The sequence below is a fragment of the Rheinheimera sp. MM224 genome (genome assembly GCF_947090785.1).
Lineage (GTDB): Bacteria > Pseudomonadota > Gammaproteobacteria > Enterobacterales > Alteromonadaceae > Pararheinheimera.
This window is the reverse complement of sequence record NZ_OX352320.1, coordinates 896793-917622: the sequence shown is the minus strand read 5'-3', so window position 1 is coordinate 917622 and position 20830 is coordinate 896793. Positions and strand designations below refer to the sequence as shown.

Annotated in this window: 19 protein-coding genes and 4 tRNA genes; 4 read left to right on the top strand and 19 right to left on the bottom strand. The window is 46.6% G+C overall.

Annotated elements, in window-relative coordinates; all coding sequences use genetic code 11:
- Positions 1–31 precede the first annotated feature (31 nt).
- Positions 32–928, bottom strand: coding sequence for an alpha/beta fold hydrolase (locus OM978_RS04370; RefSeq protein ID WP_264345691.1), 897 nt, complete (start codon positions 926–928; stop codon positions 32–34).
- Positions 928–1989 carry a phosphoserine phosphatase SerB gene (serB, locus tag OM978_RS04365; protein ID WP_264345690.1) on the bottom strand — a complete coding sequence of 354 codons (1062 nt, stop codon included), beginning with the start codon at positions 1987–1989 and terminating at the stop codon, positions 928–930. Before serB ends, OM978_RS04370 begins: the two co-directional genes overlap by 1 nt.
- A gap of 83 nt (positions 1990–2072) precedes the next feature.
- On the opposite strand from serB, the gene OM978_RS04360 reads away from it, so the two are divergent.
- Positions 2073–2687 carry a hypothetical protein gene (locus OM978_RS04360; protein WP_264345689.1) on the top strand — a complete coding sequence of 205 codons (615 nt, stop codon included), beginning with the start codon at positions 2073–2075 and terminating at the stop codon, positions 2685–2687.
- On the opposite strand, the gene OM978_RS04355 is transcribed toward OM978_RS04360, so the two are convergent.
- From OM978_RS04355 to OM978_RS04325, 7 genes are all read right to left on the bottom strand, one after another.
- Entirely contained in the window at positions 2684–3484 is an 801-nt protein-coding gene (locus tag OM978_RS04355; RefSeq protein WP_264345688.1) for a TatD family hydrolase, read from the bottom strand. The two genes, OM978_RS04360 and OM978_RS04355, sit on opposite strands and share 4 nt — an antisense overlap.
- Positions 3475–4113: a pyridoxamine 5'-phosphate oxidase gene (gene pdxH / locus OM978_RS04350; RefSeq protein ID WP_264345687.1), complete on the bottom strand. Its 639-nt coding sequence runs from the start codon at positions 4111–4113 to the stop codon at positions 3475–3477. The genes OM978_RS04355 and pdxH overlap by 10 nt, the downstream gene beginning before the upstream one ends.
- A 46-nt stretch (positions 4114–4159) precedes the next feature.
- Positions 4160–5899 carry an arginine--tRNA ligase gene (gene argS / locus OM978_RS04345; RefSeq protein ID WP_264345686.1) on the bottom strand — a complete coding sequence of 580 codons (1740 nt, stop codon included), beginning with the start codon at positions 5897–5899 and terminating at the stop codon, positions 4160–4162.
- Positions 5900–5923: 24 nt separating this feature from the next.
- Positions 5924–7510: a peptide chain release factor 3 gene (gene prfC, locus OM978_RS04340; RefSeq protein WP_264345685.1), complete on the bottom strand. Its 1587-nt coding sequence runs from the start codon at positions 7508–7510 to the stop codon at positions 5924–5926.
- A 164-nt stretch (positions 7511–7674) separates the two neighbouring features.
- Positions 7675–8121: a ribosomal protein S18-alanine N-acetyltransferase gene (gene rimI / locus OM978_RS04335; protein ID WP_264345684.1), complete on the bottom strand. Its 447-nt coding sequence runs from the start codon at positions 8119–8121 to the stop codon at positions 7675–7677.
- A gap of 3 nt (positions 8122–8124) precedes the next feature.
- Positions 8125–8532 carry a hypothetical protein gene (locus OM978_RS04330; protein ID WP_264345683.1) on the bottom strand — a complete coding sequence of 136 codons (408 nt, stop codon included), beginning with the start codon at positions 8530–8532 and terminating at the stop codon, positions 8125–8127.
- Between the two features lie 12 nt (positions 8533–8544).
- Positions 8545–8621 (bottom strand) — tRNA-Trp (locus tag OM978_RS04325).
- 228 nt (positions 8622–8849) lie between these two features.
- On the opposite strand from OM978_RS04325, the gene OM978_RS04320 reads away from it, so the two are divergent.
- Positions 8850–9266: a CBS domain-containing protein gene (locus tag OM978_RS04320; protein ID WP_264345682.1), complete on the top strand. Its 417-nt coding sequence runs from the start codon at positions 8850–8852 to the stop codon at positions 9264–9266.
- Between the two features lie 259 nt (positions 9267–9525).
- On the opposite strand, the gene OM978_RS04315 is transcribed toward OM978_RS04320, so the two are convergent.
- From OM978_RS04315 to OM978_RS04280, 8 genes are all read right to left on the bottom strand, one after another.
- Positions 9526–9602, bottom strand: a tRNA-Arg gene (locus tag OM978_RS04315).
- 39 nt (positions 9603–9641) lie between these two features.
- A tRNA-Arg gene (locus tag OM978_RS04310) sits at positions 9642–9718 on the bottom strand.
- A 17-nt stretch (positions 9719–9735) separates the two neighbouring features.
- Positions 9736–9825 (bottom strand) — tRNA-Ser (locus OM978_RS04305).
- Positions 9826–9983: 158 nt separating this feature from the next.
- The gene (gene csrA / locus OM978_RS04300; protein WP_008897327.1) at positions 9984–10187 is read right to left on the bottom strand and encodes a carbon storage regulator CsrA; all 204 of its coding nucleotides are present in this window, start codon (positions 10185–10187) and stop codon (positions 9984–9986) included.
- Between the two features lie 114 nt (positions 10188–10301).
- Entirely contained in the window at positions 10302–11510 is a 1209-nt protein-coding gene (locus tag OM978_RS04295) for an aspartate kinase (RefSeq protein WP_264345681.1), read from the bottom strand.
- A 6-nt stretch (positions 11511–11516) separates the two neighbouring features.
- Positions 11517–14135 carry an alanine--tRNA ligase gene (gene alaS, locus OM978_RS04290; RefSeq protein WP_413691220.1) on the bottom strand — a complete coding sequence of 873 codons (2619 nt, stop codon included), beginning with the start codon at positions 14133–14135 and terminating at the stop codon, positions 11517–11519.
- 9 nt (positions 14136–14144) lie between these two features.
- Positions 14145–14630: a regulatory protein RecX gene (locus OM978_RS04285; protein WP_264345679.1), complete on the bottom strand. Its 486-nt coding sequence runs from the start codon at positions 14628–14630 to the stop codon at positions 14145–14147.
- 2 nt (positions 14631–14632) lie between these two features.
- Positions 14633–15355 carry a hypothetical protein gene (locus OM978_RS04280; RefSeq protein ID WP_264345678.1) on the bottom strand — a complete coding sequence of 241 codons (723 nt, stop codon included), beginning with the start codon at positions 15353–15355 and terminating at the stop codon, positions 14633–14635.
- 318 nt (positions 15356–15673) lie between these two features.
- Here OM978_RS04280 and OM978_RS04275 point away from each other — a divergent pair, with 318 nt between their 5' ends.
- Positions 15674–16621: a DUF2914 domain-containing protein gene (locus tag OM978_RS04275; protein ID WP_264345677.1), complete on the top strand. Its 948-nt coding sequence runs from the start codon at positions 15674–15676 to the stop codon at positions 16619–16621.
- A gap of 32 nt (positions 16622–16653) precedes the next feature.
- Here the strand turns inward: OM978_RS04275 and OM978_RS04270 are convergent, their stop codons facing one another.
- A complete protein-coding gene (locus OM978_RS04270) occupies positions 16654–18816 on the bottom strand; it encodes a S46 family peptidase (RefSeq protein WP_264345676.1) in 2163 nt (720 codons plus the stop codon).
- Positions 18817–18996: 180 nt separating this feature from the next.
- Between OM978_RS04270 and OM978_RS04265 the strand changes: the two genes are divergently transcribed.
- Complete coding sequence (locus tag OM978_RS04265; RefSeq protein WP_264345675.1) at positions 18997–19506, top strand: TIGR00645 family protein; 510 nt, start codon at positions 18997–18999, stop codon at positions 19504–19506.
- 74 nt (positions 19507–19580) lie between these two features.
- Here OM978_RS04265 and OM978_RS04260 read toward each other — a convergent pair whose 3' ends face one another.
- Positions 19581–20534, bottom strand: coding sequence for a porin (locus tag OM978_RS04260; RefSeq protein ID WP_264345674.1), 954 nt, complete (start codon positions 20532–20534; stop codon positions 19581–19583).
- Between the last annotated feature and the right edge of the window lie 296 nt (positions 20535–20830).

The following is a 20830-nucleotide window of genomic DNA, read 5'->3' as shown; positions in this document are numbered from 1 at the left end:
GAATAAAACCGGCTCTTTCAAAAGAGCAAAACTAAATCTGCTTTAACCACAATTCAAGTTCCGCAAAATGATCGGTAGCAGCGCTTGGATGAGTCAGCATAGAAATATGATCATAGTCATGCTGATGACCCTGCGCTTTGCCGAGCAAGGTATAACGCCCTGAATTTAAACCAGTTTCCGCAAGAAAAGCCTGCACATCCAGCGGATGCCCTAACAGCTGATCTTTAATGGCGGCAAAATGCCAGCTGACTGGCCAGTTCACATCAGTGCACGCTGCGGCATAGTCAAAACCATCAGTCGGATCAACAAAAGCCTGACCACGGATCCAGCCAATGGTATCCAGCAAATACTGAGCAGGTTCGTTGTCCGCACCAAAACGCCACTGTTTTGCCGGTAAATAACCATACAAACGGCAAAGTAGCGGCGACAAAAGATTCCAGACTAAATCTATATGCAGACGCTTTTTAAAGCCACCTACGCTAATCACCCGCTTGCTACCAAAAGTGATGATGGCTTTGACCTTAGGCTGCAGCTCTGGAAAACGGGCTAAACTTGCCGCTAACACCACACCAGCCCAGGAATGCGCTATCACCACAACAGGCTGCTGATGCTGCTGGTACAAATGATTAATTAAAGACGGAATATCTAAACAAATCAGTTGCTGCTGACTGTGATTAAAACGCCTGCTAGCTTGAGGATTGGATAAACCACGGCCAGCAAAATCAGCACAAGTGACATCAAAACCCCGGTCTGCCAGAAAACAGCCCAAACCCCGGCCTTTTTCATTGTAAAAAATCCGGCTGTTTTCAATAGCCCCATGCAGCATCAGCACTGGATAAGCGCAATCTGCTTTATCCGGTGTCAAATGCCGCAAATGCAGCTGATAATCAGCGACATGAAGCCAGGCTGAGCTTTGCTGGTGTTGCATCAGCTTTCCAGTAAATACAGCAGTTGCAATAACGAACCTTGTCGTATCGCCGCTTTGGCCTGTGCCTGTACCTTAGGTTTGGCATGAAAAGCCACACCAAGGGCTGCGACAGCCAGCATAGGTAAATCATTAGCGCCATCACCAATAGCCACAGTCTGACTGGACGGAATTTGGTATTGACTGGCAATCTGCTGCACCACATCAGCTTTGGTCTGAGCATCAACCACTTCACCCAACACCTGGCCTGTCAGCTTGCCATCGATGATTTCCAGTTGATTAGCAAAAGTGGCCGTCAGCTGTAAACGCTGCTTCAAAGCTTCAGTAAAATAGGTAAAACCGCCGGATGCGATCACCACTTGCCATTGATGTTGCTGTAAGAATGCCACTAAGGCTTCTAAACCCGGCATTAATGGCACGGCATCCAGCACTTGCTTCAGGATACTATCCGGTGCGTCTTTGAGCGTGGCGACACGCTGACGTAAGCTTTGCGCAAAATCCAATTCGCCATTCATAGCGCGGGCTGTCACTGCTGCTACCAGCGGGCCTACACCAGCCAGTTTGGCAATCTCATCAATGCACTCTATCTGAATAGCAGTGGAATCCATATCCATCACCAGCACACCAGGTTGCTGTAAAAACACCGGTGCTGGCAGGTAGACCAATTCCGCAGCCCACTGCTCACTCAACTGGCGTAAGGCCAGAATTTGCTCTGAGCTTAAGACGAAAGGTAAATCGATACGCACAGCCAAGGCTAAATCAGCGTGAGGACGATACAAACTTAACCGATAAGCGGCATCAGCAGGCAATAACTGCAGCACAGCAAATAGCTGCGATAGCGTGAAGCTGCCGGAAAAAATCCGCAGGCTAGCTGTGCTTTGTCCTGTGACTAATCCGGCCCAGAATTCTGGCGCTGAAACAGAGTCAGCAGCTTCACGTTCGCTTTGATAAAAGCCGGAAGCATGCATTTGTACTACGCCTTTTACTACACCTTGCGCAGTCAGCCACTGAATTAAACTGTTGTCAGCAAAGGAGTTTGGGTCAATCTTATAATAAAAGCTCAAAGGGCCACCTGTACTTCATTCTGTTGCCGTGGCATTCTACCGACATTTTTAAGCCATTGTCAGTGTAAAAATCAGGCAAATTAATGCAATTAAGCGGATATCAGCACAACAAAAACTCAAAATACTTCAGACTGGCTCAGCTGTTGCTGGCCCTGCTGGGTATTTGGGTGCTCTCACAATGGTGGTGGAACAGTAACCAGCAAGGTGAACTCTTATTCCAGCAACAAAGTGCCGAACTGATGCGCTCGACGCTAGTGGCCTTGTCTCATACCGCTGCTTATCTTATTGATAATGACCAGTTGGAAAGCTTAAATCAGCTAACCACCCATATTGCCGCTACACCTTATTTGCAGGATGTAGTGGTGTACGACGCCAACGGCGTGAAGTTGTCTGCCTCAGAAGGCACAGCAGCAGCTCAGCTGTTGTACGCCCCTCAACATGAACAAGCGCTGCTTGCCATGGTGCAGGAAATCACTCAGGAAGGCCGGGTCATTGGCTATATCAAAATCAGTATGAAACTGGATGCCAGCTTGTTGCCTGTCACTCAGGCCTGGCAGCAGTTGATGCGGCAAGTGTTCTGGATGTTGTTACTCGCAGGAGTTGTGGCTTTTATGTTACGCGGCACCTGGAGCAAAATCACTCATCAGTGGCAAAAATGGCGTCGCAGCAAACAAGCGGATGCTGCTAATTTGCTTTAGGTTGGGAACAGCTGAATCGTAGTATTTTGCAGCACTTGTGCAATATGCAGCGGATCTTCACCTCTTAATTCTGCCAGCGCTTTCAGCACCAAAGGCAACTGGGCTGGTGTATTGATTTGGCCCTGAAAACCATTCAGTGGCATCGAAGGTGAATCGGTTTCCAGCACTAAAGCATCCAACGGAAATTGTTTTACTGCTTTGCGGGTTTTCTCAGCGCGCTCATAAGTAATAGTACCGCCAATCCCGAGCTTAAAGCCCATATCAAGAAAGGCTTTTCCTTGCGCAAAGCTGCCCGAAAACGCATGCAAAATGCCGCCTTGGCTAAACTGCTGCTGTTTAATAACCTGCAGTAATTCATTTTGTGATTTGCGATGGTGCAAAATCACAGGCTTTTTCAGTTTGGCTGCCAGCTGCAACTGCAGCTCAAAACACTGCTGTTGCATAGCGAAACTTTGTTCATCCAGCGCAAAATCTAACCCGATTTCGCCTATAGCGTTTACTTCGGGTAAAGCTGCTAAAGCCTCAAGTCCAACCAACGCATCAAGCTCAGACTGGCTGGCCCACCAGGGATGTACACCCAAAGCAATGTAAAAACCATAACGCTGCTTTAATTCCAGCAAAGGCAACCAGGCTGAAGATTGCACTGCAGGCACTAAAAAGCCTTCAACGCCCATAGCTTTGGCGTTGGCCAAATGCAGCTCAAGTTCAGGCAATAACTCTGGCAAATCCAGATGGCAGTGGCTATCAAATAATACAGGCCGCGTATCGGCGGCCTGTAAAAGAAGGGTTATGGACATAAACGCTCTATGGCCCAGCTGCTGTCTGCTTGCTGCTTGTACATAAAACGGTCGTGCAACCTGTGCTCGCCCCCTTGCCAGAATTCAATCTGATGGGGTTTGACTAAAAAGCCGCCCCAAAAGGATGGCACCGGCACTTCGCCTTGCTCAAATTTATGTTTAATTTCAGCAAACTTTTGCATCAACACCTGACGGGTTGACACAGGACGGCTTTGCTCTGAAGCCCATGCCGCCAGCTGACTTTCTTTAGGCCTGGATAAGAAATAACTCATCACCTGGCTGGTCGGAACCCGCTCTGCTGTGCCATAAACAATGACCTGACGCTCCAATGGATGCCATGGAAAATGCAGACAAACTTTAGGGTTGTGTTCCAGCTCAGAGGCCTTACGGCTGCCTAAGTTGGTATAAAACACAAAACCTTTGCTACTGACATCTTTCAGCAAAACCAGACGCTGTGATGGCTGACCTGACGCATCCACTGTGGCTACACACATAGCCGTTGGATCGGGCAGTTCTGCAGCTACGGCGTCTTTCAGCCAGCCTTCAAACTGCAGAAAAGGATCGGCATTGAGTTTATCCAGATCCAGTCTGTCCATAGTGTAACTGCGGCGAATATCAGCAATTTTCATCAGTCTTACCTTTAGCAGCGAATGAGTTCTAAAAATCCAGAGCGGATTACATCCGCTCCATTACCTCAATACCTAATAAGTCTAAACCTTGTTTTAAGGTACGGGCCACCAGAATACTCAGCATTAAACGGCTGTTTTTCAGGTCTGGTTCAATGCCTTCTTTTAAAATAGGGCAAGCTTCGTAGAAACTCATAAACTGGCTGGATAACTCGTATAAGTAGTTACACAGCAGGTTAGGCACAGCATCTTTCATCACGGCCTGTAAAGTTTCTTCTAAGCGTAACAGTTTGACTGCTAACTGCTTTTCCTGATCTTCTAAAAGTTGTAGCGGAGCTACAAAGCTCTCATCTATACCAGCACGGCGCAAAATACCGCTGACACGGGTATAAGCGTATTGCAGGTAAGGGGCTGTGGCACCTTCAAAACTTAACATCGCATCCCAGCTAAAGACGTAATCGCTGGTCCGGTTTTTCGATAAGTCAGCAAACTTCACTGCACCTATACCTACTTTGCGCGCCACTTCAGCCATTTCTTCAGCGCTTAAATCAGAGGATTTTTGCTCTACCACTGCCTGAGCACGCACTACGGCTTCTTCTAACAATTCAGCCAATTTAACAGTGCCACCGGTACGGGTTTTAAACGGCTTACCGTCTTCACCCATCATGGTGCCAAAGGGGCAATGATCATAAGCGACGTGGTCTTTTAACAAGCCGGCTTTACGGGCCACTAATTCCACTTGTTTAAAGTGCAGCGCCTGACGGGCATCGGTAAAAATTACGATGCGATCAGCTGCTAAATCAAAGCTACGGTACTGGCAGGCCGCTAAATCTGTAGTCGCGTACAGGAAGCCCCCACCGGTTTTTTGCACGATAAAAGGCGAAGGATTACCTTCTTTATCAGCCAGTTCATGTAAAAACACCACTAAGGCGCCTTCACTCTCCACAGCTAAACCCTGCTGTTTTAAGCTGTCGACTATAGGCTGCAGCATAGAGTTATACGCACTTTCAGGCTTGATATGCTCATGGCCTAAAGTGACTTTTAAGGTTTTATACACATCGTCGCTATGCTTGACAGAAGTGTCGATAAACAACTGCCATAACTTTTGGCAGTGCGCGTCGCCACTTTGTAATTTCACCACGTAATCACGCGACTTATCGGCAAAACCGTCTTCATCGTCAAAACGTTTTTTCGCTTCGCGGTAGAAGTCTTCCAGGTCGGCTAAAGCCACTTGCTCTAAGTCGATACCAGCTGCAAGCTTGTCTTCCAGATGCGCAATCAACATACCAAACTGCGTACCCCAGTCGCCCATATGGTTCTGACGAATGACTTTATCGCCCCAGAATTCCAGACAACGCACGACTGCGTCGCCAATAATGGTGGAGCGCAAATGGCCAACGTGCATCTCTTTAGCCAGGTTAGGCGCTGAGTAATCTACTACTACAGTTTGCGGGGCTGGATTTGCGCTTAAAGTTAAACGAGGGTTTTGTGAAGCGCCCACCAGCTGTGTCGCTAACCAGTCTTTACGTAAAGTGACGTTAATAAAACCCGGGCCTGCAATCTCCACTTTTTCAGCCATATCGGCTAAATCCAGTTGTTGCACCAGCTGTTCTGCCAAAGCACGGGGATTGGTTTTTAATAACTTGGCAGCCGCCATAGCACCGTTGATCTGGTAATCACCAAATTCAACTTTAGTGCTGATGGTGACAGCCGTATTGGTATCGGCAGGCAAACCTAAAGCTACCATAGCGGCTTGGGTTTTGGCGGATAATAATTCTTTGATATTCATAACAAACCTTTGCTCGATCCTGAATTAATGTTCACGGGTCTTATGGAATTTGATCTTAGGATAACGTTCTATCGACAAGTTCAGGTTGACCATAGTAGGAGCCAGATAGGTCAGGTTATCACCGCCGTCTAATGCTAAGTTCATGCTGGCTTTGCTCTTTAATTCGGTCATGGCTTTATGATCGTCGCTATAAACCCAACGCGCAGTCGTCACGTTGACGCTTTCGTAAATAGCATCGACGCTGTATTCAGATTTTAAGCGATGCACCACGACGTCAAACTGCAGCACACCAACAGCGCCTACGATCAAATCGTTGTTATCCAGCGGACGGAATACCTGCACAGCACCTTCTTCTGACAACTGTACTAGACCTTTGAGCAGCTGCTTTTGTTTCAGTGGATCACGCAAACGAATACGGCGGAATAATTCAGGCGCAAAGTTTGGGATACCAGTGAAGTTAAACTTCTCGCCAGAGGTAAAAGTATCACCAATCTGAATAGTGCCGTGGTTATGTAAACCTATGATATCGCCAGGAAACGCTTGTTCAACGTGTTCACGATCGCCTGCTAAAAAGGTTAAAGCCTGTGGTACCAGCATGTCTTTGCCAATACGCACATGGTGCATTTTCATGCCCTTTTCATATTTACCTGAACAGATGCGTAAAAAAGCCACGCGGTCACGGTGTTTCGGGTCCATGTTGGCCTGAATTTTAAAGACAAAACCGGTAAACGCAGGTTCAGACGGCTCAATCACACGAGTGGTGGTATTACGGTGTTGTGGTGCGGGCGCCCATTCGGTTAAACCGTCCAGCATATGATCCACACCAAAGTTACCTAAAGCAGTACCAAAAAACACTGGGGTTAATTCACCTTTACGGAACAGCTCTAAGTCAAACTCATGGCTTGCGCCTTTGACCAGCTCCATTTCTTCGCGCAACTGACCAGCATAATAACCCACTCGTTTATCCAATTCAGGGTTGTTGATGCCTTTAATCACATCCACTTCCTGGATGGTATGGCCCATACCTGATTTGTATAAAATAATTTCGTCACGATAAATGTGATAGACACCTTTAAACTCTTTACCCGAGGCGATTGGCCAGGTGATTGGAGCACAGGCGATCTTTAAAACGCTTTCCACTTCATCTAATAAATCAACGGGATCACGAATATCGCGGTCCATTTTGTTCATAAAAGTGATGATAGGCGTGTCACGTAAACGGGTGACTTCCATCAGTTTAATGGTACGGTCTTCAACACCTTTAGCGCCGTCAATCACCATTAAGCAGGAATCCACCGCCGTTAAAGTACGGTAGGTATCTTCCGAGAAGTCTTCGTGACCTGGAGTATCAAGCAGGTTGACTAAGCAATCCGCATAAGGGAACTGCATTACAGAAGTCGTGACCGAAATGCCCCGCTCTTTCTCCATTTCCATCCAGTCGGAGGTGGCGTATTGGCCAGACTTTTTACCTTTGACCGTACCTGCCTTTTGGATCAACTGTCCAAACAACAACACTTTTTCAGTGATAGTGGTTTTACCGGCATCCGGGTGAGAGATGATCGCAAAAGTGCGGCGTTTGTTAATTTCTTCTAAAAACAGTTCGGTAGTCATGCCATCCAACTTGATCAATAAACGAAGCCCACAACATAGCCAAGAAGCAGAGTGGGCTTGGGTTATATAGGAAATTTCGCGCGATTATAACAGCAAGCAGAGCGTAGGCACAGAATTTAGCCACTTTGCTCTGGAAATTATCGTTCTGGAGAGACGATTTAACTTTAGCCTAAGGGCAAAGCCATTAAAATGGCGTCTTCACGGCCTGTTGCCGTTGGGTAGTAACTGGGGCGTAAACCGGTTTGAATAAACCCACATTTTTCATACAACTTAATAGCATTGGCATTGGATTGGCGAACTTCCAGCCAGCAGTCCAGTGCTTCTAAATTCTGGGCCTGAGCAATAAAGTGCTGCATCAGTTGCTGGCCATAACCTTGGCCCTGAGCTTTTGGCGCCACACCAATATTAAATAAACTGGCTTCTACTGCGACTTTTTCGCCTATGTAAAAACCTATGATGGCGTCGTTATCATCCATCAACACCGCATTAAAATAACGTTCGCTAAAGCAGGTGTTAAAGGTGCCTTCCGACCAGGGATGACTATTGGCGCTTTGTTCTATCTGCAACATCGCAGGGATATCGGCAGGGGTGGCACTACGTATTAACGGCATGCATCAGCTCTCTTGCTGGAGGCACAACCAGAGCAGCTTTTTCTGCTGGGCTGACTGTAATAATTCAATCGAAGGTGTTACTAAGAGTCCGTTTTGCAACATAGGTTCAGTACTGGCCGGGTTTAACCGCCACTGCAGCTCTGGTTGATACTCGTTGAGCGCCACGAAGACGTCTTTGCAGAAGGTCAGTTCCGGGTCTGGTTCCTGGTCCTGTTCAGCGTATGATTCAGTATCAACAGGCACTGCTGGTTCGATAGCCTCAACTACAGCTTTGATAGTAGCAACAGCTTCTGCCAGCACACCAATTTCAGCTTCAGGCGTTTTGGCCATAGCAGAAAACTCTTGATGTAATTCAAGTGGTTGTATCTGGAGTAAGTGCAGCAGTTGCTGCTTAGACGATAAAGAATTCATATCAAAATGAAGTGGCAGGGGCAGAGGGATTCGAACCCCCAACCATCGGTTTTGGAGACCGCTGTTCTACCAATTGGAACTATGCCCCTAGCGTTGGAGGCGCCATTATACAAAAGAGAGTTCAAAGGTAAAGCAAAAATCTGTCTGCACTGATTTAACTGCACATAAAACATACGTTTCATTCCTTTAAGGCCCCTTCCCTACTTGTTATCCAGTTTTCTAATCAAAAATTACGATACTGGCAAGCTTATTAATTCGTTTTCATCGAAGCATTTATCGGGCTTATGCTGTCTCCATAGCTTCAAAGGAGAATAACCATGAGCAAAGTACAAGATATATTCCAGCGTGAATTTCCACGCCTGCAACAAGACGATACGATAGTTCAGGCTGTGCAGCAACTGCGACAGTTTAACCTGACTGGCGCACCAGTGTTTGATAAAGAGAATAACCTGGTCGGTTATTTGTCTGAGCAGGACTGTTTAGCCGCTATGTTACACGCCAGCTATTTCTGCAGCCTGCACAACACCATAGCGCAAGTGATGAGTAAAAAGGTGGTCACTGTGCTGACGTCCGATAGCGTGGTGGATAGTGCAGTGATCTTTACCAGCCTGCATTTGCATCAGCTGCCTGTGCTTGAGAATGGTGTGGTGGTTGGGGTGCTGAATAGAGGTCAGGTGGTTAGAGCGCTAGAGGCTACGCTTGGGGAGTGCTATGGGGGGGAACGGGCGGCTTAGGGTTTGGGTTTGGGTTGGATTGGAACTCTGCTGGAACTCGAAAGAGCAAAAGAGAAACTGTTGAAGCAAATAGTTCGCGGCAGGAGGATTGCTCGTGGCTGTCCTGCCACGAGCCCTGCGGGCCGAGCTTCGCTCGTCCAAAATCGCTCCCAGCGATTTTGTCGAACCTGACGGAGGATCTCACCTCCTCACGTCCACTAAGAGCTTTATTTTGTTGAATTCTAAAAACAAAAAAACCTGCACTTAGCAGGTTTAGTTGTGGTGGACGCAGGAGGATTCGAACCTCCGACCGCTCGGTTCGTAGCCGAGTACTCTATCCAGCTGAGCTATGCATCCATCTGGTACTTTCTTTTTTGCTTCGTCGTTGTAGTTAAGTGGTGGACGCAGGAGGATTCGAACCTCCGACCGCTCGGTTCGTAGCCGAGTACTCTATCCAGCTGAGCTATGCATCCAATCTTAACAGTACAACTGGCGGAGAAGGAGGGATTCGAACCCTCGATAGAGTTTCCCCTATACACCCTTAGCAGGGGTGCGCCTTCAGCCACTCGGCCACTTCTCCGCACTACGTTGCGGCGTGTATATTAATGTCTCAGGAAAATAAGTCAAACAATTTTTGGAGCTGGAAAGCGCGTTTGCTGACCTTTTAAACAATTCGACTAAATATTCGCTACAAAGCGTTAAAAATATACAATTTCTAAAAATGATAAAGCTTAAAACTTATTGATCGTCATCGCCGCTAAAGCCACCTGGGGTGCCTTTTTCAGCCTGAATGCGCATATAAATCTCTTCTCTGTGCACTGAAACTTCTTTTGGTGCATTCACACCGATACGAACCTGATTTCCTTTGACGCCTAAAACTGTGACCGTGACTTCATCACCAATCATCAGTGTCTCACCAACACGACGCGTTAAAATAAGCATTCTTTGCTCCTTTTGTATGATCCCAGCTTCCAATAGTTGCGCTTGTTTGATCGTACTGCGCAGACCTGTCAGTTGTATGATAACTCAGCTGACAAATTTATGAAAACCTTGAAATTAATTAACTGAACCCAATAAGGCAGTATGTAAAGCGACAGCTACTTTATTCAATTCAGTCTCTGGCACGACGATAGATAATTTAATTTCGGCACAACTGACAGCCACAACCTGCACGGCTAATAACTGCAATTGTTCAAATACTGTCGCTGTAATGGCAGGATTTGATTTCAGCCCTATCCCTACTATAGATAACTTGCCCAAAGACTTCCTGCTTTGCAGCGTAAAATTTTGCTTCTTTTTCAGTTCATTACAAATATCTTCTACAGTATTCAGATCATTTTGGTTCAAACTGAACTGCATCTGTACTAAACCTGACGGCGCATACTGCACCTTTAACATATCGGTCTCAATAGCTAAACGGGCGAACTCCTTCAGTAATGCGATATGTAGCTCACTACTGAGCTCATTCAGCTCCAACCAGACTTCGCCGGTCTGGCATGCCAGTCCTGTCACCGCTGGTACACTCATTGTCTGGTCCTCATAACACACTAAAGTTCCCTGATCAGGCCTGAAGCTGGATAACACCCGTACCGGCACCTGATGCATAGCCGCATATTCGACAGAGCGGGAATGCAATACTTTGGCGCCTAAACTGGCCAGCTCAAGCATACTGGATGCATCTACATGAGGCAGCCGGAACGCATCAGCACAAATTCGTGGGTCCATGCTGTAAATGCCGTCGACATCGGTAAATATCTGGCACTCGTCAGCTTTTAAGGCTGCGGCTAAAGCCACTGCTGTGGTATCAGAACCACCACGACCTAAGGTGGTGATATTGCCTTCAATATCCCGGCCCTGAAAACCAGCAGCGATCACAATATGGCCTTGCTCCAGCTCCTGCCATAAACGTTCAGTGCCAACAGATAAAATACGCGCACGACTGAATTTATTGTCGGTCAGAATACCAATCTGATCGGCCAGCAATGATACAGCCGGATGACCCCGTTTAATCAGCGCCATCGCCAGCAAAGCAATACTGACCTGCTCACCGCTTGCGGCTAACATATCCAGTTCGCGGGTAGAAGGACGACTGTCAATCTGATGTGCCAGCCCAAGCAGCCTGTTGGTTTCGCCTGCCATAGCAGACACCACCACCACCACTTTATGACCGGCATGCACAGTCTGAATGACCTGTTCTGCCACTGCTTCGATACGTTGTGGGGTACCTACTGAGGTACCCCCGAATTTTTGTACATATAAAGCCACTGAGCTTTACAGCTTAGCCGCAATATAGTCGGCAGCAGCTTTCAGTACACCAGGTAAAGCAGCCACATCGGTACCACCCGCCTGAGCTAAATCCGGCTTACCACCGCCTTTACCACCTACTTGTTCTGCAGCCCAGCCAATCAGCTGGCCAGCCTGTACTTTGGCGGTTAAATCAGAGGTGACACCAGCGATTAAACTGACTTTGCCTTCAGCAGCTGTGGCTAATAACAAAATGCCTGAACCTAATTTGTTCTTCAGCTCATCCACCATAGTACGGAAGGCTTTTGGATCAGCACCTTTAAGCTCTGCAATCAACACTTTAACGCCATTGATCACCTGCACCTGCTCCAGCAAAGAAGCACCGGCAGCGCTGGCGAGCTTAGCTTTTAATTGCTCCAGCTCTTTCTCTAAGGCTTTGCGGCTGTCCATCGCTTGCTGCACTTTTTCAGCAATAGAAAATACATCTCCCTTCAGCATCGAAGCCACAGTTTGAGCTTGTTGTTCCAGCTTATGCACAAAAGCTAAAGCGCCTTCGCCAGTCACAGCTTCAATACGGCGAATACCAGCAGCTATACCGCTTTCGACCACAATTTTGAATAAGCCGATATCACCGGTGCGAGACACGTGAGTACCACCACAGAGTTCAATCGAGAAGTCGCCCATGCTCAGCACACGCACTTCGTCATCGTATTTTTCACCAAACAGCGCCATAGCGCCTGCGGCTTTAGCATCATCGACATTCATCAGACGAGTCAGCACTTCGTGGTTTTGTTGCACTTGCTCGTTGACCATTTGCTCGATACGGCGGATTTCATCCGCTTTTACCGCTTCAAAATGCGAGAAGTCAAAACGTAAACGTTCTGAACCTACTAAAGAGCCTTTTTGAGTCACATGCTCACCCAAAACGGTGCGCAGCGCTGCGTGCAATAAGTGGGTGGCAGAGTGGTTTTTACGGATGGCTTCACGACGGGCATTATCAATGGCTGCATCCACTAAATCGCCAATAGCCAAAGCACCTTTTAAGCTGCCTTTATGAGCAAATGCTTTACCTACTTTGATGGTGTCTGCCACGGTAAAGACCGCACCATTGGCCAGTGTTAATACACCAGCATCACCGGATTGACCACCAGACTCGGCATAAAATGGGGTTTGATCCAGGATGACCAGCGCCTGCTGTCCATCTGTCAGTGCATTGACTGCATTGCCTTCCAGCAGAATTTCGACCACTTTGGCTTTGCCCTGAATCTGGGTGTAGCCGGTAAAGTCAGTGCACACAGCCGACGTTAAGGCCTGATTGTAATCAGCACCAAAGTTAGAGGCTTGCTGAGCACGTTTACGTTGTGCTTCCATTGAAGCTTCAAAACCGGCCTGATCCACAGTTAAACCACGTTCACGCGCTACATCACTGGTTAAATCCAGTGGGAAACCGTAAGTGTCATATAACTTAAAGGCCACTTCACCCGGGATCACAGTACTGCCATTCAGTGCTGCTAAAGCCTCTTCCAGAATACCCAGACCACGCTCTAAAGTTTTACCAAACTGCTCTTCTTCTAATGCCAGCACTTTTTCAATCACGGCCTGCTTTTCAATAAGCTCTGGGTAAGCTTCACCCATTTGTTCGGCCAAAGCGCCAACCAATTTACTGAAAAACACACCTTTAGCACCCAGCTTGTTGCCATGACGGATAGCGCGGCGAATAATACGGCGCAGCACATAACCACGGCCTTCATTGGATGGCATTACACCATCAGCCACTAAAAATGAACAGCTGCGGATATGGTCGGCCACTACACGTAACGACTTGTCGTTTAAGTCAGTAGCGCCTGTGATTGCTGCAGTGGCTTTAATCAGCGCAGCAAAAGTGTCAATTTCGTAGTTGCTGTGCACGTTTTGCAAAATAGCTGCAATACGCTCTAAGCCCATGCCAGTGTCCACGCTTGGTTTTGGCAGAGGTTCCATCCGGCCATCGGCATGACGGTTAAACTGCATAAAAACGTTGTTCCAGATCTCAATAAAACGGTCGCCATCTTCTTCAGCTGACCCCGGTGGTCCACCCCAGATATGATCGCCATGATCGTAGAAAATTTCAGTACAAGGACCACAAGGACCTGTGTCGCCCATAGCCCAGAAGTTATCTGAGGCGTAAGGTGCGCCTTTGTTATCACCAATGCGGATAGCGCGCTCAGCTGGCACACCAATTTCTTTGGTCCAGATATCAAAAGCTTCGTCGTCTGTAGCGTACACAGTGATCCAGAGTTTTTCTTTTGGCAGCATCACTACTTCAGTTAAAAACTCCCAGGCGTATTTAATAGCGTCCTGTTTGAAGTAATCGCCAAAGCTGAAGTTACCTAACATTTCAAAGAAGGTATGGTGACGGGCTGTATAACCTACGTTTTCTAAATCGTTGTGTTTACCGCCGGCACGCAAACAACGTTGCGCTGTCACAGCGCGGTTGTAGCTGCGTTTGTCCTGACCTAAAAACACATCTTTAAACTGAACCATACCTGCGTTGGTAAAGAGTAAAGTCGGGTCATTGCCCGGGATCAGTGAACTGCTGCTAACGATTTGGTGGCCTTTACTGGCAAAAAAGTCCAGGAAAGCGCGGCGAAGTTGTGCCGAAGTCATATACATATCTTACTCTTCTTTAAGCTCTGCAAATACAAGTTGGATAGTGTCACTGCCAAAGCCCCGGCTTTGTAAATAACGCATCCGTTTAAGTTTGTCCTGATAATCCGCTATGGGTTTATCCGCATATTTTTTCCGATACGCCGTTGAGGCGACCTCAAACCAATCGATGTCTAATTCTTCCAGCAGTTGCTGTTGTAGTTCTTTTTTAATGCCCTGCTGTGCACAAAACTGGCTAATGTAAAACCATCCATAGCCTTTATGCAACTTTGCATTGACCTGCATACGGGCATAACGTAACTCGTTCTGGTAATCCCGTTGCTGCGCCCAGTCCAATAATTCAGTAATTTGTTGTGCCGATGCGCCTTTTTGCTTGAGCTTTTGTTTTAGCTCCAGCGCACTGTATTCACGGCGTGATAGCAAACCCAACAGCCATTGCCGCAATTCCTGCTCTGTTAGAAGCTTTGGTTCTTGCGAAGGCTGGGGCTCTGTCATGTTTATACTTCCAGCACGGCAGGTGCTGAATCATCCAACTGCAAAGCAAAAAAGGCACTGAACGATAAAAAGAATGCCACTTGCAACAGAGGAATAATCACAATAAAAGCAAAACCCAAAGTCACAATGCCCAACATGCCCAGCGCTACTGACAAGATACCAAACAAAGTTAAGGCACCTACATTACGCCAGCAGGCGGTTAGGCTGGCCATTAAAATAGCCTGTAATCGTTGTTCATTAAGGAAATAAGCAATGGCTACAGCGTAGGCAAACAACATAAAGACCAGACTTAAGACAACAGCAAGCAAAAACATAGTCACAGGGTCAACTACACCTGCCTGGGTTTGCTCCATCAACTGCGCAGCCAACAGCATTAGCGGAATATTCGCCAGTAAGTTAGCACCGGCCAGTCTGATAAAAGTACGGCGGTAACGTGCTTCTTTAAACACACTAAAAATCAGCTGAAAATTAACAGCTTGCTGTTGTTGCAACAACACTATGGTTTTATAAAAACCGGCAGTCAAAAACGGATTCGCCAATACCAGAATAACGCCAAGTACTGGATGCAACTGTGCCAGTAAACTTAACACCGTGGTGAAAGCCACCATAGCAATCAGTGTCGAAGGTGCCTGACGGAATAATTCCCAGGCTTTGGTCAGCCATGACAGAGCCGCCTGTGTAGGCACCCGGCGTATGATAAGTTTTACCTGAACTTTCTGATCCACTAACTTTAACCCTTCTGTCACTTCAGCAGTCGCGGCCCTGATAGCCACGAAATGAGGCGTATCTTACTGCAAAAGCAGGGTTACTAAGAATAGCTGACGCAGAAAAAGACGGTTTTCACTGCGGATTATACAAATTAACTGCGGGCATAATCATTTTGAAACCAAAACAGCTTTCACAGGTCATTACAGCGTATAGTGCGGCAGAATGAATTCAAACCGCCGTAGATGGACAGGGATGAATGCTGATGGGGATTGAATGCAGAAAATTCAAAGCGCTTTTTTTGGCTGATTGAGTTAACAAAAAAATATTCCGGCCTGGTGGCCTTGTTTGGGTTTTGCACTGGTTTATTTAGCTTATGGCAAGTTGAGCGCCGTGAAGAATTTGCTCAGTTTTTTGCCATTCTGATGGTGGTTGGCTGGTTATGGCTAATGGGAGAATATTGGCTACGCAAAGGTTTATTGCGTAAGTTTGGCATCTCCCTATCAAAAGACGTCACCCATTTGGTCACCCAATTACTGCATCAGGAAAGTTTGTTTTTTGCCTTGCCATTTTTTCTGGCAGCCACTGACTGGGACCAGCCCCAAGCCGTGTTTACTGTGTTGTTGGTGTGTTGTGCTTTGGTGGCAGTTATTGATCCGGCCTACAACAGGCTGCTGACAAAACGACGCGCTTTATTTTTGCTGTATCACTGCTTTTCTCTATTCGCCGTTTTGATGGTGGTCTTGCCGCTGCTGTTTTTTATCACCACCACCCAAAGTCTGGGTTTGGCACTTATTATTTCAGCTTTACTGAGTATTCCCAGTATCCGCCCTTTATTAGCACAACCAGGGCGCTGGCGTTTACCCGTGTTATCCCTGTTGTTAGTGGTAATGACCACCAGCATCTGGTTTAGCCGCAGCCTGATCCCCGCCCCTGTGTTGAATCTGAACGACATTCAGCTAAGCCAGCATATGGATTATGAACAGCGTTTACCAGGTGCAGCAATTACAGAATTATCGCTGGCAGAGCTACAACAAGGTCTTTATGCCTATACCTCAGTACGGGCACCACGGGGCTTAAAAGAGCAGATTTATCATGAGTGGATCCACAATGGCCAATCGGTCGAACGCATTCCGCTAAATATTTCAGGCGGTCGTGAAGAAGGCTACAGAGCCTGGACCCGCAAACAACAATTTCCACAAGATGCTGTGGGTAAATGGAAAATTCGGGTAGTAACAGATTCGGGGCAGTTATTGGGGGCTATAACATTTACTGTGACGCCTTAAAAAGGGCGACCATAACGGTCGCCCCTACAAGGCTATTCTTTAACTATTGTCATTTCTTTTAGAAGATTAGTCGCGCCATCTACCTTCTCCATTTGCCACAACATATAACGGCTGTCGACATGGATAGAGCGGTTGGTGGCCGGATCGTAGTCCCAGTTGCCGATGATGCCTTCAATCACACCATCAAATAACAAACCGACTAATTCAGCTTTACCATTCAGTGTTGGTGAACCTGAGTTCCCTCCTGTGGTATCTACTGTGCTTAAGAAGTTGACCGGTAGATTGTTATAGACCGCATCTTTGTAAATGCCAAAGTCGCCTTGTTTTAAGGCTTCGACCTGAGCTGGTGGTGCATCAAATGGATCTACACCCGTTTGCTTCTGCAAAATACCAGCTGCAGTGGTAAATGGCTGATAAGACACCGCATCTTTTGGCTGATAACCTTTGATAGAACCATAAGTCACACGCAAGGTGCTGTTGGCATCGGCGTACACAGCTTTGCCATTGGCTTTGTTAAAAGCAATAATGGCTTCCATCACCTGAGGACGAGCCACTGCCAGCTTGCCTTTATGTTCTTTCTCCGCATTTTCTAAAGCAATATCAGTGTCGTACATAGCAACAGCGTATTGGATCAGCGGATCGTCGCTGGCTTTATAATCGTCGACCGATTTCCCCATCCAGGCTAAACGTTCCACTTCATCCGACAACTTAGTGGCCTGATAGAGTCCTTCAAGTTTAGTGCGAAGCGCTGCAACATCCAGCTCAGCAGAACCTATACCAAAATAACCATCCAGAGATTTTAAGCGCTGATCCGCTGGTAATTTGGCGTAATGTTGCAAGAAATGCAGCATCAGTTCTTGCTCTACTTTGGCATCAAAGCTGCGGGATAAGCGTTTCATGCTGGCAGAGAAACGTTCTAAATCACGCTCTTGATAACCCATTTCGCGTTCTGCATCTGGTTTTTGCTGCTCATTGGCCAAACGGTATAAACGCTTAGCTGTGTTAAACAGCTGACCATAACTTAAATAACCCAAGACCAGATCACGTTGCTGGTTTTCCTGCTCTTCCACCAGCAACTGTTGCAGATTACGTACTGCTGGCGCGTACTTGGCCTGACGGGCCGGACTGGATTTAATCCACAGGTTCAGTGCTTTATCAAACTGATCTTTGCGCTGCTGGGTATCACCTTTCTGATAACTTGTGATCATACCTTCGAAGTTTTTTGCATAGTTAGCCAAAGACGCCAGAATACTTTCGTATTTAATACGCGCTTCTGAACCTTCGGCAGAATGCTGCTTAATCACTGCAATAGCTTCTTCACGGTAGGCCTTGGATAAAGGCAAGACCTGGGTGAATTGATTCTCTACTTCAGCAGCCGAGTTGTATCTGTTGGTGCGGCCCGGATACCCAATAACCATCACAAAGTCATTTTCTTTCAGCGGTTTAGCTGACACTTTTAAATAAGATGGTGGTGTAAATGGCACGTTTTCAGCACTGAAATCAGCTGGCTGACCATCTTTGCCTACATAAGCACGGTAAAACGAATAGTCCCCTGTATGGCGTGGCCACATCCAGTTGTCGATATCGCCACCAAATTTACCTATACCTGAAGCTGGCGCATGCACTAAACGTACATCACGAATTTCCATTTGTTTAATCAGGTAATACTCTAAGCCACCATGAAAACTATAGACATCACAGCGGTAACCCGGCGTTTCGCAAGCGGCTATTTGCTCTTTGCGCAGCTCATCAATTTTGTCAAAACGCTCCTTGCCTTTAAGAGCGGGTGACAATTCCTGATTAATTTGCGCTGTGACATTGGTCACTTCCTGAGTAACAAAGACTTTAGAGCCAGGAGCAGCAGGTAATTCTTCGTCTAAATCTTTCGCTAAAAAACCTTTGGCCAGCAGGTTATTTGCAGCTGTGCTGTTGTGCTGAATGCTGCCATAAGCACAGTGATGGTTGGTCACCACCAGACCCTGATTAGAGACAAAAGAAGCAGTACAGCCACCTAAGCTGATCACAGCATTCATAGGAAAGGCTGTCAGTTGAGCAATACTTTTGGCATCAATTTCTAAACCTTTTTCTTTGAGGAGTTGTTCAAGTTCAGGTAACTGATGAGGTTGCCACATACCTTCATCGGCATGGGCAAAAGTGGCGATGGACAAAGCCAGCGCAAGCAGAGTTTTTTTCATTCGGAAATTCCTTGGCATTGAGGCCCAGACAAACTAACAGCATCAGAGCTCAGTGCTGATACCGTTGCGGGTAACGGGGTTCATTGTGCGATATTTTACGGCAAAGTAAAACGGCCAGAGGCTTGAATTTCTGCACTATTTGCCCCATAAAGTGAAGTCGTTGAAAAGACAGGAGCAGCAATGGAACAACTAATTGAAAAGGCGATGTACGCCACCCGCTGGCTGATGGCACCTATTTACCTTGGTCTGAGTTTGGCATTGCTGGCACTTGGCATAAAATTTTTTCAGGAAGTCTTTCATATTCTGCCGATCATTTTCAGTATGAAAGAAGTGGATTTAATTCTGGTGATCCTGTCCTTGATTGATATCACGCTAGTCGGCGGTTTAATTGTGATGGTGATGTTTTCCGGCTACGAAAACTTTGTCTCACGGCTGGATATTGAAGGTGACGGTGACAAATTAGGCTGGCTGGGTAAGCTGGATTCCAACTCACTGAAAAATAAAGTAGCGGCTTCTATAGTCGCCATTTCATCTATTCATTTACTGAAGATATTTATGGATACCGAAAATATCCCAAATGACAAAATCATGTGGTACTTGCTGATCCATATGACTTTTGTGCTTTCGGCTTTTGCTATGGGTTATCTGGATAAAATAACTAAAGAAGCAGGCAATAAAGATAACTTTTAATCTGCTTTAACTAGCAGTCACAAATAATAGACCCGGCAAGCCGGGTCTATTGCTTTTAGTATCAGAGATTCAGATCAGAAGTTGTATTTAAAACCTAAAGCTGCAGATTCGTCCTGCTCGGTCTCGAAGTCCAGAGTCGAGAACATAGTGTAAATCACCATCTCACTGTTCAGCGCGTAGTCTGCACCTATAGTCCATAAAGTTCCGGTTTCTGCGTGACGGATTTTACTGTCATCACGTTGCCATTGCAGCTTGTAAGTCAGAGCCTCAAGCTTATAAGCAAGCTGTGCCATCACCGCGTCACCATCAACATTACGGGTGACATGTTCACTGTGTTGCAACATCAGACCGGCAGACAGTTGGCCTCCTGACAATTCCATCAGTTTAAAGTGAGCCAGAATACGTTCGGCATCAATGTTGTTCAACTCACGCGCCTGACTGTAGGCAAAATAGTAAGGATAAGCTTTAAAACCAGAGTCGCCGTAGCTCACAGTCCAGTCATAACCACCGGCCACTTCATCACTGGCGCCAGTCTGGTAGGTGGCTTGCAGTTGAAAACCTTCGATGACAGGGCTCTGATAACCCACTATATTCTCGAGTCTGTCCTGCCCTGCGCTCAACTGAGCTATGTCATTGAGGGTTTCGTTAAATAAATCGATTTTGCCTTCGGATTTTTTAAAACGGGTATCGTTTTTACCAAAAACTAACTCCCCCCAATTACCGGCAAAGCCAATATAAGTATTGCGGCTACCAAGTCGATGGCCTTTATTCGCATCGTCCAGACCATTCACCTGCCACTCATAAACCACGATCAGGTCGAGATTATCTACCAGCTCCTGTCGGGCCTTAAATCCCAGTCGGGTAAAAGGTGCTTCAATTTGCCAACCCTGGTCGGAATACCGATATAAGCCTTCATCAACATACAGACCTTGCAGATCCAGCTTACCATAGACATCCCATTCAAAAGCCTGGGCTCCGGAACTCAGCAGCACCAGCGAGCCAAGAGCTGCACAATATCTTTTGTTCAAATTCGTCCCCTTAATTACTATTTTATAGGTTCAGTATTCATAATACGGACACATTTATACTGAACTTTATAGACCTACATTTTATCTGACTAAAACGTTTTTGCTCAATGGAACTATCCGCTCAGCATAGTTAACAACCTCAGCCAGTGCATAAATTTCATACAACCTTAAATTGATTCAGTTCCTTATCAACACATATGAATAACGAAGCGACCCACTGTTGTAAAAAGTAAACTTCATGTCCTGAAAAAATTCGCTAACAATAAATAATGATCAGATGAGGTATAAAAGATCCT